Raw genomic sequence first — 16,435 nt, 5'->3', positions numbered from 1 at the left:
GCTGACAATTCACCACACCCTGTAGCGCGGCGCAGTGAGCCGCCGCGCCAGAAAAGACTGCTTCGCCGCGACCTGTGGGCCGCCCCCTTCCGAGAGCCCGATGTTCGATATCCTCAAAACGCTCCGCGCCTCGCCAGGCCTGCGGGCCTGCGCCGCGGCGGTCTTCTGCTGCGGCATCGCGGCGGCCTCGACCGCGCCCTACAAGTCCGTGGTGGCGATCCGCGAGCTGGGGCTCTCGGACGCCGCCTTCTCGGCGCTCACCCTGAGCGCGGCGATCGTCAACGTGCTGGCGTCGATCTACCTCGGCACGCTGGCGGACCGCGATACCGGCTACCGCAGGCTGCTGATGTGGCTCGCCGCCATCGGCCTCGCCGGCTACGGCGCAATTTTCCTCTTCCCGCATCCCGCGGTCTTCGTCATTTCCCTGCTGCTGCCGGTGTCGATCTTCAACGGGTTGGTGCCGATGCTCTTCGCCGCCGGGCGGGTGTTCTCTGAGGGCCTCCCGAGCGCCGATCGCGCCGCCATGTCCTCGGTGCTGCGCGGCATGATCTCGGCGGCCTGGATCCTCGTGCCCGGGGTGCTGGGCTTCGCGCTGGCGGGGCGCGGCTCGATGCTGCCCGCCTTCCTGGTGGCGGCGCTGGCCGCGACAGCGGTGCTCGTGGTGCTCAAGCTCACCATGCCCCGCGGCGGCAGCGGCGATCCCGCGAAGCGCCCGCCGAAGGTCTCCCTGCTCGGTGCCATCGGGCTGCTGGCCCGCCCCTCAATTACGCTGCGTGTGCTCGGCACCGCCGCGATCACCTCGGCGATCCACGTGCACGCCGCCGTCATGCCGCTGATCATGACCGGGCGGGCCGGGGGCACCACCGGCGACGTCGGCATCACCGTGGGCATCGTCGCGGGGATGGAACTGGTCTTCCTGCTCGCCTGGGCGCGGGTCACACGCTATGTCGCGACGGTCACCGCGCTGGCCATCGCCATGGCGCTCTACACCGGTTATCTCGGCACCATCGCCGTCGCCACTTCGCCGGGCATGATCATCGCCGGCGCCTTTCTCGGCGGCACCGCCGCCTCGGCGCTGATCACCCTGCCGCTGGGCTACCTGCAGGAGTTGATCGCCGACCGTCCGGGCCTGTCGGCCTCGCTGATCTCGCTGAACCTCTTTCTGGCCGGGGCGATCGCCGCCGGGCTCTTCGGGCTTGGCACCAGCATCGGCAGCTATTCCACCGTCGCGGTCATGGGGATCGCCGCCGGGCACGCCGGCGCCTTCGGCCTTGTGGCACTGGAACGCTGGCACCCGATCACATCCGCCGCAGAGGACATGACATGAGCCGCATCCTGGAGATTTGCGTCGACAGCCCCGCCGGTCTTGCCGCCGCCATCGCGGGCGGGGCCGACCGCATCGAGCTCTGCTCGGCGCTGGCGCTCGGAGGGCTGACGCCGACGCCCGGGCTGATTGCGCGAGCGGCAGGTGCGCCGGTCCCGGTCATGGCGATGATCCGCCCTCGCGCCGGGGGCTTCGACTGGAGCGAGGAGGAGGTCGCCGCCATGGAGGTGGAGATCGCTGCCGTGGCCCGCGCCGGGCTGGCCGGCGTGGTCATCGGCGCGACGCGGAGCGAAGCGGGCGACGTCACGCTCGACCTTCCCGTCATGCAGCGACTGGTCGCCGCCGCGGAGGGCCTCGACATTACCCTGCACCGCTGCATCGACCTCATGGACGACCCGCTCAAAGCCATCGATCAGGCGGCGGCGCTCGGTATTGCGCGCATCCTCAGCTCGGGCGGTGCCGCCTCGGCTGCCGAGGGTACGGCACGGCTGCAGCAGATGGCCGCCCATGCCGGGGGTCGGCTCGGCATCATGCCCGGCGCCGGGGTCTCCGCCAGCACCCTGCCCGGCCTTCTCGACGCGCTCGACCCGTCCGAGGTGCACGCCTCCGCCTCGGTGCAAGATCCCGGGACCGGCGCCATCGCCCGCTTCGGCTTCCAGCCCGCGGGCGCGCGGCGCACCGATGCCGCCACCGTGGCCGACCTGAAACGCCTGCTCGAGAGACACGAAGGGCGGCCCTGAGGCCGCCCGTCATACCGCTTGTGAATGCCGCTCACTCGGGGTGCACATCAAGATAGTAGTCGAAGAGTTCCAGCTCGCTCGCCGCATCCCGGTCCAGCACCAGCGTCGCGTGGCGGTGCATTTGTAGCACGCTGCCGGGCCAGCGCGCCGAAACCGGTCCCTCGATGACCTGCGCCACGGCCCGCGCCTTGGCGGTGCCAGTGGCCACCAGCAGCACTTCGCGCGCCCGCATGATCGTGCCGATACCCATAGTGATCGCCAGCCGCGGCGGCTCTTCGCCGGCGGGAAAATAGCGGCTGTTGGCCTCGCGGGTGGACCGCTCCAGCGTCTTCAGTCGGGTGATCGAGCTGAGGCTCGAGGTTGGCTCGTTGAACCCGATGTGGCCGTTCAGCCCGAGCCCCAGAAGCTGCAGATCGATGTCCCCCGCCGCGACGATGGCCGCCTCGTAGCGCGCCGCCTCGGCCTCCGGGTCCGCCGCCTCGCCCATGGGCAGATGCGCGCCCCCGGGCGCGATGTCGATCTGGTCGAAGAGCTTCTCGGCCATGTAGTGGCGGTAGGAACAGGGATGATCCCCGGCCAGCCCGACGTATTCGTCGAGGTTGAAACTCGAGGCCCCGGCGAAGGAGGCGCCCCCCGCGCGGTGCAGCGCGATGAGCCGCGCGTAGACGGCCTCCATCGTGCCGCCCGTGGCGAGACCCAGCACCGAGGCAGGCCTTGCGGTGACCTGCGCGGCGATGATCTCCGCCGCGCGTCCCGCCGCCGCGTCAGCGTCTTCGAGGATCAGGATCTTCACCGCGGATCAGCCCTTCAGCGGGCAGTAGGCGACCACGTCCATCTCGACCTTGGCATCGACCATGAGCGGCGACTCCACGGTCGAGCGCGCCGGCGGGTGGATGCTGAAGTGCTTCTTGAAGACCGCGTTGAACGAGGAGAAATCGCGCGCGTCGTCGAGCCAGACGCCGACCTTCACCACGTGCTCCATGCCGCAGCCCGCCAGCGCCAGAACCTCCTTGATGTTCTCGATCACCACCTCGGTCTGCACGGCGATATTGCCCACGACCACCTCGCCGTCCCGCGTCGGCACCTGCCCCGAGACGAAGACGAAATCGCCGGCCCGCACGGCCTTGGAAAAGGGCCGCTCCTGGCCGCCGGCCTGGGTGTCGGCGGCGTCGAGACGCTGGATGCCGGGGATGGTCATGCTAGGGACTCCAAGAAATTGATTTTCTTTTTTCTGGCCTCTATGCCGGAGATAGGCAATAGATTCCTCGAAGATCCAATAAATTTCTGAAATTGATTTTCGGATAACTGCAATTCGACGGTCGGCGCCTACTGCTCCACGGCGCAGGCCCCGTCGACCACCACGCCCCGCGCCGCAGCGGCGCACGCAAGACACGAGGACCGACCTTTCCGATGACCGACACGCCCACCGCCCCGCTCCCCTTCGCCCGGATCAGCCTCAAGTGGAGCATGATCGACGCGCCGGAGCAGAGCATCGCCGAGACCTTCGCCATGCTGGCAGACCTCGGCTACGACGGGGTCGAGATCGACGGCCCGACAGAGCTGCCGCTGGACGAGGTGATCGCCGCCAGCGCCGCGTCCAGCGTTGCCCTGCCCGGGGTGATCAACGCACGCCACTGGAGCCACCCGCTGTCCTCGCCCGATCCGGAAACCCGCGCCGCCGGCGTGCAGGGCATGATCGAAGCGCTGGACACCGCGAAGACCATCGGCGCCGACACGGTGCTGCTGGTGCCCGGCGCCGTCGGTCCCGAGGTCAGCTATGCCACCGCCTGGGACCGCGCGATTGCCGGGCTTGAACAGATCCTGCCCCACGCCGAGCGCACCGGCGTGCGCATCGCCATCGAGAACGTCTGGAACAATTTCCTGGTCAGCCCGCTGGAGGCCGCCGCCTTCATCGACCGCTTCGATCATCCGCTGCTGGGCTGGTACCTCGACGTCGGCAACCTGCTGCGCAACGGCTACCCGACAGACTGGATCGAGGTGCTGGGCAAGCGCATCTGCCGCGTTGATCTCAAGGAATACAGCCGCGCCAAGATGGATGCCGAGGGGCCCTGGAAGGGCTTCGACGTCGAGCTCGGCGAGGGCGATTGCGACTGGGCCGCGGTCAACGCAGCGCTGCGCGGCGTCGGCTACAGCGGCTGGGCCTCGGTCGAGGTGCCCGGCGGCGGGCGGGCGCGGCTGTCGGACATTCGCGCACGGGTGGAGGCGCTGCGCGCCCTCTGAGGGGCCCCCGGAACATCAAAGGGGCGCACCGGGATCTCCGGCGCGCCCCTTGTTCATGGCCGATGCCGCCCTCAGGCGGCCAGCTCGGCCTTCACCTCGCCGAAAATGCGGATGACGTTGGCGAGGCCGGTGTCGCAGCCCATGAGCGTCGGCTCGTTGCCCTCGAATTCCAGCGAGACGTAGCCGTCGTAGCCCGAACCCAGGACCGCCCGGACGATCTCCCGCGTCTCCACGTCGCCGAACCCGAAGACCGTGCCGACGATGTGCCGCCCGCCGAGCGTCTCCAGCCAGCCCGGCCCCGGGTAGCGCTTGCGCAGCAGGAAGTCCTTCACGTGCACGAAGCTGGTGATGTCGAGGCAGTTGCGCGTCGCCATCAGCGGGTCCTCGTCGACGCAGAGGAAGTTGCCCACGTCCAGCGTCATGCGGAAGTTCGGGCTGTCCACCGCCTGCACCAGCCGACGGCAGCGCTCGCTCGAATTCATCAGGAAGCCGTGGTTCTCGATGCTGGTCACCACGTCGCGGGCCGCCGCATGTTCGGCCAATTCCACGCAGGCCTCGGTGATCACCGGGAAGATCGCCTCGACCTGCGCATAGCTGTCCGGCCGCAGAGCCCAGGGGACAACGTCTGTTCGCAGGAATCGCACGCCCATGTCGGCGCAAAGATCGACGTAGCGCTTGGCGCGGTCGATCTGCGCCCGGCGCGTGCCCGGATCTTCATCAATGAAACTCGCCGGGATGCAGAAGCCCGACAGAGGAATGCCCGAATTCGCGGCAGCCGCCTCGAGGCGGCGCCTGGTTTCGGCGTCCTCGTAGAGCTCGTATTCCATCATGGTCTCAAGGCCCTGGCCGATCGTCAGCGTGGCCAATTCCATGTGGGTTCCGCCCGATGCGGCGATCTGCTCGAACACCCCTTCGAGGGTGATCTCCTGGCGCCGCAGGAGCGGCTGGAAGCTGTAGGAGCTGACGCCGAATTGCATGGCAAATCCTTGTTTTTATTTCGGATCACGGGGGCACAGCCCCTTGCGGGCGCCGGCCTTTCCGGGACGCTAGCACCCGAAAATATTTTACACAACCTTATTGACTTCGCGGCATTTGCGGGCGTTCATGCGGCCCAAACTGAAAAGAATTTACGTCCACCTGGAGTTCCGACCATGACCACCCGAGCCGCCGATGTCGTCATCGTGGGCAGTGGCCCCACCGGGTCCACCTACGCGCGGATCATCCGCCGCGACTGGCCCGAAGCGCGCATCCTCATGGTCGAGGCAGGCCCCAAGACCACGCCCGAGATCGGCAAGCACCTCGACAACCTGCCCGACGCCGCGCGCACCGAGGCGCAGCTGCTGGCGCAGGGCCCGAAGCGCGGCGTGGCCTACGCGCCGATCACCCGCGCGGAATGGGAGGCCCGCAAGGCCGGCAGGCACGATGCCTCGCTGCAGCGCCGCCCGGGTCTGTTCTTCGCCAACACCGACACGCCCGACGAGACCGCCTTTGCCGGCTTTGCCGCCGCCTCGGTCGGCGGCATGGGCGTGCAATGGACCTCCGGCTGCCCGCACCCCTCGAAATCAGAGCGCGTGCCCTTCATTGACGAGGCAGAGATGGAGGCCGCTCTGCAGTTGGCCGACGAGCTGCTGGGCGCCAACAAGCACCCCTTCCCGGGCTGCAAGGGCTCCGAGGAAATGCGCCGCCGGCTCGGCGAGGTGTTCAACCCCGGCCGCCCCGAGGACCGCAAGGTGCAGCCCATGCCGCTCGCCTACACGGTGACCGAGGACGGCGTCATCACCCATGGCACCGACCACATCCTCGGCGAAATGGTGAACGAGCCCGAAGAGATGTTCCGCATCCTGCCCGAGACCGCCTGCCGCCGGGTGCTGCACGAGAACGGCATCGCCACCGGCGTCGAACTGGTCAGCATGACCAGCGGCGAGAGCTGGCAGGTCGAGGCGGGCACCGTGGTCGTCGCGGCGGACTCGCTGCACGGGCCGCAACTGCTCTACGGGTCCGGCATCCGGCCCGAGGCGCTGGGACGCAACATCAACGATCATTACCTGATCAACCGCTTCTTCATCACCGACATCGAGGGCCCGCTGACCTCGATGTCCTGGATCCCGCGGGTCGACAACGAGGACTTCCCCTTCTCGGTGACCATCCACGGCAACGATCCGGCAAACTTCCCCTTCCCAGAGAAGGTCGAGGGCAACCTGGTCGGCATGGGCCTTTTCGTCGCCGCCGACCCGCGCCCCGAGAACCGCATCATCTTCGACGAGGACACCCCCGACTGGAAGGGGCTGCCCAGCTTCTCGATCCACGCGCCAATCAACGAGGTCGACGAGACGCGAATCGAGATGGGCAAGGCGGTGGCCGAGAAGATCGCCACCACGCTCGGCACCCTGCTCGACGGCTTCGCCACGACCCGAATTCCCACCGGCAACTCGCTGCATTACCAGGGCACGCTGCGCATGGGCGAGACGGACGACGGCACCAGCGTCTGCGACCGCTACAGCCGCGTCTGGGGCTTCGAGAACCTGCACGTGGCGGGCAATGGCATCATCCCCACGGTGACCGCCACCAACCCGACGCCCTTCATCGTGGCGCTGGCCAGCATGGGCGCGCGCAAGATCGCCGAAGCGCGCCGCACCGTGGCCGAAGCCGCCGCCTGACCGAGACCCGCCGCGCCGCCCCTCCCGGGCAGGCGCGGCGTTCCGCGACCCCGCGAAAGCAGAAAGACGACAGACCCGATGACCGATCAAGCCAGCAAGAAACTCTCCGTCATGGTCGTGGGCCTCGGCCAGATGGGACAGAGCCACGCCCTCGCCTACCACGCCCATCCCGGCTTCGAGATCATCGGCCTTGTGAACCGCTCGAAACGCGACCTGCCCGAAGCGCTCGCGGGCTACCCGTTGCACCATGACTTCGCGGCGGCGCTGGCCGAGCTGAAGCCCGACGTCGTCTCGATCGCCACCCACACCGACACCCACGCCGACTACGCCGTGGCCGCCATGGACGCGGGCGCGCATGTCTTCGTGGAAAAGCCGCTCGCCGCCAATGTCGCCGATGCCGAGCGCGTGGTCGCCGCCGCCAAGGCCCAGGGCCGCAAGCTGGTCGTCGGCTACATCCTGCGCCACCATCCCTCGTGGATGCGCCTGATCTCCGAGGCGCGCGATCTTGGCGGGCCCTTCGCCTTCCGCATGAACCTGAACCAGCAGTCCAGCGGCAATGCCTGGAAGATCCACCAGGAGATCCTCAAGACCACCTCGCCCATCGTCGACTGCGGCGTGCACTACGTCGATGTCATGTGTCAGATCACCGACGGCACCCCCGTCGAGGTGCGCGGCATGGGCGTGCCCTTCGCCAAGGGGCTCAAGGACGGCATGTACAACTACGGCCAGTTCCAGGTGCTCTTCGATGACGGCAGCGTCGGCTGGTACGAGGCGGGCTGGGGCCCGATGATCTCGGAGACCGCCTATTTCGTGAAAGACGTCATGTCGCCGAACGGCGCGGTCTCGATCGTCATGGAAGAGAAGACCGGCTCGGCGGACATCAACGCCCACACCCAGACATCGCGGCTGCGCGTGCACCATGCCGAGACCGGCGCGGATGGCGCGCTGCTGCGCGAGGACGAGTGGCTGAGCATGGAGGGCGAGCCCGATCACCAGGCGCTCTGCGACCGCGAGCAGGATTACCTCTACCGCGCCATCGTCGATGACGTGGACCTGACCCGGCACATGACCGATGCCGTGGCCTCGCTGGGCATCTGCCTAGCGGCGGACGAAAGCATCCGCACTGGCCAGCCCGTGAAGCTCTGAGCCCCCGCGCGCGCCGTCTTGGCGCGCGTGACCGGGGGGCTACCCCTCGTCTTCCGCCTCGGCCACATGCCGCTTCACCGCAAGGAAGCTGTCCGGCGTGACCGAGATGCTGTCGATGCCCGCGCGCACCAGCAGCCGGGCGAAGTCGGGATGGTTGCTGGGCGCCTGCCCGCAGAGCCCGATCTTGCGCCCGGCCTTGCGCGCCTTGGCGATCACCGTCTCGATCATCCACAGCACCGCCGGGTCGCGTTCCGAGAAGAGGTCCGCCAATGCCTCGGAGTCGCGGTCGACGCCGAGGGTGAGCTGCGTGAGATCGTTGGAGCCGATGGAAAACCCGTCGAAGCGTTCGGCGAAGGCCTCGGCCTCGATCACGTTCGAGGGGATCTCGCACATCACGTAGACCTCGAGCCCGTCCTCGCCGCGTCGCAGACCGTTCTCGGCCATCACTTCCAGCACCCGGTCCGCCTCGCCCACGGTGCGGCAGAAGGGGATCATCACCACGGCGTTGCGAAAGCCGATGGTCTCGCGCAGGCGCCGGATGGCGCGGCATTCGAGTGCGAAGCCGTCGCGGTAGGCGTCGGAGTAGTAGCGAGAGGCGCCGCGAAAGCCGATCATCGGGTTCTCTTCATGCGGCTCGAAGGCCGCGCCCCCCAGCAGCCCGGCGTATTCATTGGTCTTGAAATCGCTCATCCGGATGATCGCCGGGTTCGGATGCCACGTGGCGGCGATGCGCGAGAGACCGCGGGCGAGCGTCTCTACGAAATACTCGGTGCGGTCGGCATAGCCGCGGGTGAGCCGGTCGATCGCCTCGCGGTCCGGGCCCTCGGGCAGGCTGTCGTAGCGGGTCAGCGCCAGCGGGTGCACCTTCACCTCGTTGGAGATCACGAACTCCATCCGCGCCAGACCAACGCCATCCGCCGGCAGCCGCCACCAGCGCGTCGCCGCTGCCGGGTTGGCCATGTTGAGCATCACCTTGGTGCGGGTCGGCGGGATCTCGTCGAGCCGCGTCTCCTCGACCTCGAAGTCGGCCTCGCCCGCGTAGATCACCCCCTCGTCGCCCCCTGCGCAAGAGACGGTGATCGCCTGCCCGTCGTGCAGCAGGTGCGTCGCCTGCCCGGTGCCGACGATGGCCGGCACGCCCAGCTCGCGGCTGATGATCGCCGCGTGCGAGGTGCGCCCCCCGTGGTCGGTGACGATGGCGGCGGCGCGCTTCATGATCGGCACCCAGTCGGGATCGGTGGTCGAGGTGACCAGCACCGCGCCGTCGCGGAAGCGGCCGATGTCGGCGGCGCTCTCGATCTGGCAGACCTCGCCGGTCGCCACCGCGCTGCCGACGCTGAGCCCTTTCAGGAGCGCCGCGCCGGTCTCGCCCAGCCGGTAGCTGCGGAAGGCGTGGCTCTCGCTGCGCGACTGCACCGTCTCGGGCCGCGCCTGCACGATGTAGAGCGGACCACCGAGGCCGTCGCGCGCCCATTCCATGTCCATCGGCTGGCCGTAGTGCAGTTCGATCTTCACCGCCATGCGCGACAGTTCGAGGATCTCACCCTCGGACAGCACGAAGCTCTCGCGCTCTGCCTTCGAGGTCGGCACGTTGCGGGTCGGTGCGCCATCTCCCGCACCATAGATCATCTTGATCGCCTTGGCTCCCAGCGCCTTGTGCAGGATCGGCACGCGGGTCTGGTCATCGAGGAACGGCTTGTAGACCTGGTACTCGTCGGGGCTCACCGCCCCCTGCACCACGTTCTCCCCCAGCCCCCAGGCGGCGTTGATCAGCACCAGCCGATCGAAGCCGCTCTCGGTGTCGAGCGAGAACATCACCCCCGAGCCGCCCTCGTCAGCGCGGACCATAAGTTGCACGCCGATGGAGAGCGCCACCCCGAGGTCATCGAACCCCTTGAGCCGCCGGTAGGTGATCGCCCGGTCGGTGAACAGCGAAGCATAGCATCGGCGGCAGGCGGCGAGCAGCGCCGCCTCGCCGCGAATGTTGAGGAAAGTCTCCTGCTGGCCCGCGAAACTTGCGTCGGGCAGATCCTCGGCGGTGGCAGACGAACGCACCGCAACGGCGGGCTCGGCCTCGCCGACGCGGTCACCGAGGGCGCGGTAGGCGGCGCGGATCGCGCTCTCGATCTCCTCGGGCCATGCGCCCGCAGCCACGGCATCGCGGATGTGCCGCCCCGCCTCCGCCAGCGTCCGCCGCCCCTCGGCAAGCTGACCGAGCTGATCGGCGAGAACCGCCTCGAGCCCGTTCCCGGCGATGTAGCTGCGGTAGGCGGCGGCGGTGGTCGCGAAGCCCGGCGGCACACGGATCCCCTCGCCACCCAGACGGGCAACCATCTCGCCGAGCGAGGCGTTCTTGCCGCCCACCTCCGGCACGTCCTCGCGCCGCAGATCCTCGAACCACTTCAGGACGGCTCCGCCGCCTCGCTCCTGAGCATCCATTCTCCGTCCTCCCTTGACGTGCCGCAGAGTAGGCCGGCACGGCGCGGATTGCCTTGATCGACCTCAAGGCCGGAGTCCTGCGCTGCCGGTTGCGACATGGCGCTGATGGCGCTCTACTGGCCCGAGGCGGACTCACGGGCGGAGCGGCGATGAGCGACAATCCCTATGACGTGCTGGGCGTGGCCAAGACCGCCAACGCCGACGAGATCAAGAAGGCCTACCGCAGGATCGCAAAGGAGAGCCATCCCGACCTGCACCCGGGCGATGCAACGGCCGAAGCGCGGTTCAAGGCGGCGGGCGCGGCCTTCGAGCTGCTGAAGGACCCCGAGAAGCGCGCCCGGTTCGACAATGGCGAGATCGACGCCAGCGGACAGGAGCGCCCGCAGGAGCGCCGGTTCTATCGTGATTTCGCCGAGCAGGCCGACAACCCCTACCGCCGGGGGGCCGGCTACGAGGGCTTCGGCGATGCCGAGGATATCTTTGCCGAATTCATGCGCCGGCAAGCCGGCGCGGGTTTTGACCAGGGCCAGAGACAGGGCCAGAAACAGGGCACGGGGTTCGGTCAGGGCAGCTACAGCTTCCGTGCCCGCGGCGCCGATGCGCAATATGCGCTCGAGGTGCCCTTCCTCGACGCGGCAAACGGCGGCAGCATGCGGATCACCCTGCCGGGCGGCGGCAACCTCGAGGTGAAGATCCCCAAGGGCGTCGCCGACGGCACCACCCTGCGCCTGCGCGGCAAGGGCGGGCCGGGCCATGGCGGCGGCACAGCCGGCGATGCCTATGTGACGCTTTCGATCACGCCGCACCCGGTGTTCCGGCGCGAGGGCGACGATATTGTCATATCGCTGCCGATCACCCTCTACGAGGCGGTGCTCGGCGCCAAAGTCGAGGCGCCGACCATTGCCGGCCCGGTGAAGGTGACGATCCCCAAGGGGGCCAGCTCCGGCCAGACGCTGCGCCTGCGCGGCCGCGGCGTTGCCGCCCCGGGCCGTCCCGCCGGGGACCAGCGTATCGAGCTGGAAATCGTCCTGCCCAAAGAGGTGGACGACACGCTCGCCACCTTCATGGAAGACTGGCGCAAGGCGCACCCGTATGATCCGCGCAAGGGCTGGAGGGCTTGAGCATGACCCGTGTCTTCTACTCCGAGCAGGAGGCGATCGCCGCCGTTGGGCGGCTCGACCAGACGCGCCTCACGCGGTTCCTCCGCGCCGAGGTCATCACCCCCGCCGAGGCCGGTGGCCAGCCGGTCTACCGTCAGGTCGACATCGCCCGCATGGAGCTGCTCTGCGATCTCTGCGACGACTTCGAGCTGAACGACGACGCGCTGGGGCTGGTGATGCAGCTCCTCGACCAGCTGCACGGCACCCGCAACGATCTCGTCGCGCTGATGCGGGCGCTCGGCGAGGAGCCGGAGGAGGTCAAGAGCCGCGTGCAGGACCGGCTCGGGCGGTAGCGCGCGGCGGCCTCAGCCCGCCAGCCAGGCCTGTGCCTTGGCCATGTCGGCGGCGGCGAAATACTTCGCGTCGATGCCGAAGGCGCGCTTGCCGACCTGCACCGCCATCTCCTGCCAGCCGGCATCGCCGACGATGGCCGCGCGCTGCACCCTCTTGGCATGGCCGCGCACGAGGTAGAAATGGTCGCGCAGTGCGTCCAGCCCCTGCCAGCCGTCGAAGTCGCGCAGGTCGATGAGCAGCCGGACCTGCTCGTGCGCGGCGAAGAAGCTGTCGAGATCGCCGATGGCATCCTCGTAGGCCGCGCCATCCACCTTGCCCCGCAGCCGCACCTGCAACGTCCCGCCCCCGAGGTCTTCCTGCTGGATCGTGCCGAGGCTCTCGCGCAGCCAGCGTCGCGCGGCATCCGCCTCCTGCATCGGGAAGGTGGAGACGGGGCACGGCATGAAGACCGAAAAGCCCCCGACCGCCATCCTCACGACCCTGTCGTCCGTCACCAGCGCGACGCGGTCGAAGCCGCGCCAGTGCTTGAGCCCGGCGCGCGCGTCCTGCACCATCGCGCCGAGGGTGAAATCCGATGGCTGCGCCTCGACGATGGCCAGCAGCCGCAGCCGGTCGCCCCGTGTCAGCGCGGCATCCAGCGCGGGCATCAGCGTGTCGCGGTAGTCGGCGTCGGTGACCGGTGGGGTCATCTTCAGCTCGAGGATGCCGTGCTCCCCGGTGTCGTGAATCTCGATCATGGCAAAGTCCTCCCGGAGAAAGCATGCCGCAACCCGGGGCATCCGGCAAAGCCCGATGCTCGCGGCACACGATGTCCTGAAGTGCCGGGACAGGCCGTGACCATCCCCCACTGTCGCAAAACTCAAGGCAAGTTGATCGCATTTTCCGCATCAAGCCGCTGTCAGCACGCGAAATTTGACACGGCGCAAGGTGGCGCGCGGCGAATCCCTTACCCTTGGGCAGGATCGTCGTGCCGAGGGCGATCGGCAAGGACCGCAGAAAGAGCCCGAAGACAGGGGCCGAAGACGGCGACCGCAGACAAGGACCACGCATGAAACCCGAGAAGATCGACCAGGCCGGAACGGTCGTCGCCATCCGCGGCGCGGTGGTGGATCTGCGCTTCGACGGCATCGCCCTGCCGAAGATCGACGAGGCGGTGCTGGTGCGGCGCCCGGGCGGCTCCGACGTGATGATCGAGGTGCAGGCCCACCTTGATGCCGCCACGGTCCGCGGCATCGCCCTGCAGGACACCGCCGGGCTGCGCCGCGGCGCCCGGGCGGAGCCGGTCGGAGGGCCGGTCGAGGTGCCGGTGGGCGAGGCGGTGCTGGGGCGGCTGCTCGATGTCACCGGCGGCATCGGCGACGGCAAGGCGGCGCTGCCGCCCGACGTGCCGCGCAGCCCGATCCACCGCCCGGCCCCGCCTTTCCGCGCGCGCGCCGGCGCGGCGCAGATGTTCCACACCGGGATCAAGGTCTTCGACCTGCTCACCCCGCTGGCGCAGGGCAGCAAGGCGGCGATGTTCGGCGGTGCCGGGGTCGGCAAGACCGTTCTGGTGATGGAGCTGATCCACGCCATGGTCGCCAGCTACGAGGGAATTTCGGTCTTTTCCGGGGTCGGCGAACGCTCGCGCGAGGGGCACGAGCTGCTGATGGAGATGACCAATGCAGGCGTGCTGGACCGGACGGTTCTGGTCTACGGCCAGATGAACGAGCCGCCCGGCGCGCGCTGGCGGGTGCCGCTGACCGCGCTGACCATCGCCGAGCACTTCCGCGACGAGGCGCAGCGCAACGTGCTGCTGCTGATGGACAACGTCTTCCGCTTCGTGCAGGCGGGTGCCGAAGTCTCGGGGCTGCTGGGCCGCCTGCCCTCGCGTGTGGGCTACCAGCCGACGCTGGGCACCGAGGTGGCGGAGCTGCAGGAGCGCATCGCCTCCACCGGCGCGGCGTCGGTCACCGCGGTCGAGGCGGTCTACGTGCCCGCCGACGACTTCACCGACCCGGCGGTCACCACCATCGCCTCGCATGTCGACAGCATGGTGGTGCTGTCGCGCGCCATGGCTGCCGACGGCATGTACCCGGCGATCGACCCCGTGGCCTCCTCCTCGATCCTGCTCGACCCGCTGGTGCTGGGCGAAGAGCACGTGCGCGTGGCCAACGAGGTGCGCCGTGCCATCGAGCACTACCGCGGCCTGCAGGACGTGATCTCGCTGCTCGGCATGGAGGAACTGGGCCGCGAGGACCGGCAGATCGTCGAGCGCGCCCGGCGCCTGCAGCGCTTCCTCACCCAGCCCTTCACCGTGACCGAGGCTTTCACCGGCATCCCCGGCCGCTCGGTGCCCGTCGAGGAGACCATCAGGGGCTGCAAGGCGATCCTCGCCGGAGACTGCGACGACTGGGACGAGGCGGCGCTCTACATGGTCGGCACGCTGGACGAGGCGCGCGAGAAGCAGGCCGGGAGGGACGCGGCGTGAGTGGTCTGCACCTCACCGTCACCACGCCGATGAGCGTTCTGGTCGACGAGACCGGTGTGCTGTCGCTGCGCGCCGAGGACCGCAGCGGCGGTTTCGGCATCCTGCCGGGGCACACGGAGTTCATGACCGTCCTGCCCGCCTCGGTACTGCGCTGGCGCACCGCGCGCGGCGCGCTGCGCTTCTGCGCGCTGCGCAGCGGGCTGCTGACAGTGGAGAACGGCTCTGCGGTGGCCATCGCCTGCCGCGAGGGGGTGCTGGGCGATGACCTGCACGCGCTCGAGGCGGAGGTTGAGACCCTGCGCGCCGCCGAGGCCGATGCCGACCGCCGCGAGCGGGTCGAACAGATGCGCCTGCACGCCAGCGCCGTGCGCCAGCTGATGCAGTACCTGCGCCCCGGACGCCCCGCCGCGCCCAGTGCCGCCCCCTTCGCGCAGCGCCCGCCGGGCGGGGAGGCGCCATGACCGACGAGGAGCGCAACCACATCGCCGAGGCGGCCCGCCGCTCGTCGGAGCGGGACAAGCTCGGGCAGGAGACCCCGGAACCCTCGCTCGGCGCGCGGCTCGGGCAGATCGGCATCCTCGGCTGGGCCGTGGTGGTGCCGACGCTGCTGGGGGTGGTGCTGGGGCGCATAGCCGATCGCGCCTTCGGCACCGGGGTCTTCTTCACCGCCCCGGCGATCATGATCGGCGCCGCCATCGGCTTTCACGCCGCCTGGAAATGGATGCACAAGCAATGAGCCCTCTCGACACGCCCTACACCCTCGCCGCCCTCGCGCTCTGCCTCGGCTTCGCGCTGGGGTGGGCGCATTTCGCCAGCCTGCGGCGGGTCACCGGCCTCTATCTCGACGGCGGCGCGCCATGGCGCGCGCTTGCGCTGCAACTCGGTCGCCTCGCGCTGCTCGCCGCGGGGCTGCTGGGGCTGGCGCTGCTCGGGGCGCTGCCCCTTCTGGCAGGCACGCTGGGGCTGCTGCTGGCGCGGCAGGTGGTGCTGCGTCGGGCCAGAAAGGCGCCGTGATGGAAAACCCGCTGTCCCTCGAGTCGCTCTTCCACCTCGGTCCGGTGCCGATCACCGAGCCGGTGCTGGTGACCTGGGCGATCCTCGCGCTGCTGGCGCTCGGCACGTGGCTCGCCACCCGGCGCCTGTCGCTGACGCCCGGCAAGCTGCAGACCGTACTCGAGCTTTTCGTCACCACCATCGACGCGCAGGTGCACGACACCATGCAGCGCGAGCCGGCCCGCTTCCGCGCGCTGATCGGCACGATCTTCCTCTTCGTGCTGGTGGCCAACTGGTCCTCGCTGGTTCCCGGCATCGAGCCGCCCACCGCGCGGCTTGAGACCGACGCCGCGCTGGCGCTGATCGTCTTTGCCGCCACCATCTGGTACGGCATCGCCGCGCAGGGGCTGAGGGGCTATCTCGCCACCTTCGCGGAACCCTCCTGGGTGATGATCCCGCTCAATCTCGTCGAGCAGATCACCCGCACCTTCTCGCTGATCGTGCGCCTCTTCGGCAACGTGATGAGCGGCGTCTTCATCATCGCCATCGTGCTGTCGCTCGCAGGGCTGCTTGTGCCGATCCCGCTGATGGCGCTCGACCTGCTGACCGGCGCCGTGCAGGCCTACATCTTCGCCGTGCTCGCCACCGTCTTCATCGGCGCCGCCGTCGGCGAGCAGACCCCCTCCGCATCCGCTTCCTCTTCCGCAAAGGAGACCCGCCCATGACCGCAAATCTCGTCGAGATCGTCAGCATCCTCGCCGCCGCGCTCGCCGTGTCCTTCGGCGCCATCGGCCCGGCGCTGGCCGAAGGCCGCGCCGTCGCCGCCGCCATGGATGCCATCGCCCGCCAGCCCGAGGCGGCGGGCACGCTCAGCCGCACGCTCTTCGTCGGCCTCGCGATGATCGAGACCATGGCGATCTACACGCTGGTGGTCGCGCTATTGCTGCTCTTCGCCAACCCCTTCGTGTGAGGCG

Annotated in this window: 18 protein-coding genes; 13 read left to right on the top strand and 5 right to left on the bottom strand. The window is 69.2% G+C overall.

The annotated features are described in order from the left end of the window. The first annotated feature begins 100 nt into the window (after positions 1-100). On the top strand, positions 101-1,327 hold the full coding sequence (locus LC039_RS09655) for an MFS transporter (protein ID WP_226623634.1): 1,227 nt from the start codon (positions 101-103) through the stop codon (positions 1,325-1,327). Next, the gene (locus LC039_RS09650) at positions 1,324-2,064 is read left to right on the top strand and encodes a copper homeostasis protein CutC (RefSeq protein WP_226623633.1); all 741 of its coding nucleotides are present in this window, start codon (positions 1,324-1,326) and stop codon (positions 2,062-2,064) included. Before LC039_RS09655 ends, LC039_RS09650 begins: the two co-directional genes overlap by 4 nt. A gap of 31 nt (positions 2,065-2,095) precedes the next feature. Here LC039_RS09650 and nagB read toward each other — a convergent pair whose 3' ends face one another. Continuing rightward, a complete protein-coding gene (nagB, locus tag LC039_RS09645; protein ID WP_226623632.1) occupies positions 2,096-2,857 on the bottom strand; it encodes a glucosamine-6-phosphate deaminase in 762 nt (253 codons plus the stop codon). A 6-nt stretch (positions 2,858-2,863) separates the two neighbouring features. Then, positions 2,864-3,262: a RidA family protein gene (locus LC039_RS09640; RefSeq protein WP_226623631.1), complete on the bottom strand. Its 399-nt coding sequence runs from the start codon at positions 3,260-3,262 to the stop codon at positions 2,864-2,866. A 212-nt stretch (positions 3,263-3,474) separates the two neighbouring features. On the opposite strand from LC039_RS09640, the gene LC039_RS09635 reads away from it, so the two are divergent. Continuing rightward, entirely contained in the window at positions 3,475-4,305 is an 831-nt protein-coding gene (locus tag LC039_RS09635; protein ID WP_226623629.1) for a sugar phosphate isomerase/epimerase family protein, read from the top strand. A 71-nt stretch (positions 4,306-4,376) separates the two neighbouring features. On the opposite strand, the gene LC039_RS09630 is transcribed toward LC039_RS09635, so the two are convergent. Continuing rightward, positions 4,377-5,282 carry a sugar phosphate isomerase/epimerase family protein gene (locus LC039_RS09630; RefSeq protein WP_226623628.1) on the bottom strand — a complete coding sequence of 302 codons (906 nt, stop codon included), beginning with the start codon at positions 5,280-5,282 and terminating at the stop codon, positions 4,377-4,379. A gap of 174 nt (positions 5,283-5,456) precedes the next feature. Between LC039_RS09630 and LC039_RS09625 the strand changes: the two genes are divergently transcribed. Both LC039_RS09625 and LC039_RS09620 read left to right on the top strand, forming a co-directional pair. Continuing rightward, positions 5,457-6,962 (top strand): GMC oxidoreductase, encoded by a 1,506-nt coding sequence (locus LC039_RS09625; protein ID WP_226623627.1) that lies wholly within the window; start codon positions 5,457-5,459, stop codon positions 6,960-6,962. A gap of 78 nt (positions 6,963-7,040) precedes the next feature. Then, positions 7,041-8,108, top strand: coding sequence for a Gfo/Idh/MocA family protein (locus tag LC039_RS09620; protein WP_226623626.1), 1,068 nt, complete (start codon positions 7,041-7,043; stop codon positions 8,106-8,108). Positions 8,109-8,147: 39 nt separating this feature from the next. Here LC039_RS09620 and ppsA read toward each other — a convergent pair whose 3' ends face one another. After that, entirely contained in the window at positions 8,148-10,547 is a 2,400-nt protein-coding gene (gene ppsA, locus LC039_RS09615) for a phosphoenolpyruvate synthase (protein WP_226623625.1), read from the bottom strand. A gap of 149 nt (positions 10,548-10,696) precedes the next feature. On the opposite strand from ppsA, the gene LC039_RS09610 reads away from it, so the two are divergent. Further along, the gene (locus LC039_RS09610) at positions 10,697-11,668 is read left to right on the top strand and encodes a DnaJ C-terminal domain-containing protein (RefSeq protein WP_226623624.1); all 972 of its coding nucleotides are present in this window, start codon (positions 10,697-10,699) and stop codon (positions 11,666-11,668) included. Between the two features lie 2 nt (positions 11,669-11,670). Next, positions 11,671-12,000, top strand: a complete 330-nt coding sequence (locus LC039_RS09605; RefSeq protein WP_226623621.1) for a chaperone modulator CbpM — start codon at positions 11,671-11,673, stop codon at positions 11,998-12,000. A gap of 12 nt (positions 12,001-12,012) precedes the next feature. Here the strand turns inward: LC039_RS09605 and LC039_RS09600 are convergent, their stop codons facing one another. Beyond that, positions 12,013-12,738 (bottom strand): STAS/SEC14 domain-containing protein, encoded by a 726-nt coding sequence (locus LC039_RS09600; protein ID WP_226623619.1) that lies wholly within the window; start codon positions 12,736-12,738, stop codon positions 12,013-12,015. Positions 12,739-13,049: 311 nt separating this feature from the next. Between LC039_RS09600 and atpD the strand changes: the two genes are divergently transcribed. The 6 genes from atpD to LC039_RS09570 are packed head-to-tail and all read left to right on the top strand — an operon-like array spanning position 13,050 to position 16,431. Next, positions 13,050-14,468: a F0F1 ATP synthase subunit beta gene (atpD, locus tag LC039_RS09595; RefSeq protein ID WP_226623617.1), complete on the top strand. Its 1,419-nt coding sequence runs from the start codon at positions 13,050-13,052 to the stop codon at positions 14,466-14,468. After that, the gene (locus tag LC039_RS09590) at positions 14,465-14,929 is read left to right on the top strand and encodes a F0F1 ATP synthase subunit epsilon (RefSeq protein ID WP_226623615.1); all 465 of its coding nucleotides are present in this window, start codon (positions 14,465-14,467) and stop codon (positions 14,927-14,929) included. The genes atpD and LC039_RS09590 overlap by 4 nt, the downstream gene beginning before the upstream one ends. Beyond that, a complete protein-coding gene (locus tag LC039_RS09585) occupies positions 14,926-15,204 on the top strand; it encodes an AtpZ/AtpI family protein (RefSeq protein WP_226623613.1) in 279 nt (92 codons plus the stop codon). The genes LC039_RS09590 and LC039_RS09585 overlap by 4 nt, the downstream gene beginning before the upstream one ends. Further along, a complete protein-coding gene (locus LC039_RS09580; RefSeq protein WP_226623608.1) occupies positions 15,201-15,482 on the top strand; it encodes an ATP synthase subunit I in 282 nt (93 codons plus the stop codon). The genes LC039_RS09585 and LC039_RS09580 overlap by 4 nt, the downstream gene beginning before the upstream one ends. Next, positions 15,479-16,186 (top strand): F0F1 ATP synthase subunit A, encoded by a 708-nt coding sequence (locus tag LC039_RS09575; RefSeq protein WP_226623607.1) that lies wholly within the window; start codon positions 15,479-15,481, stop codon positions 16,184-16,186. Before LC039_RS09580 ends, LC039_RS09575 begins: the two co-directional genes overlap by 4 nt. Further along, positions 16,183-16,431, top strand: a complete 249-nt coding sequence (locus tag LC039_RS09570) for a F0F1 ATP synthase subunit C (protein ID WP_226623606.1) — start codon at positions 16,183-16,185, stop codon at positions 16,429-16,431. Before LC039_RS09575 ends, LC039_RS09570 begins: the two co-directional genes overlap by 4 nt. Positions 16,432-16,435: the final 4 nt, after the last annotated feature.

It is taken from the genome of Alloyangia pacifica (assembly GCF_020524285.1).
GTDB classification, from domain to species: Bacteria; Pseudomonadota; Alphaproteobacteria; order Rhodobacterales; family Rhodobacteraceae; genus Salipiger; species Salipiger pacificus_B.
This window is presented reverse-complemented; position numbering and strand designations above follow the sequence as displayed.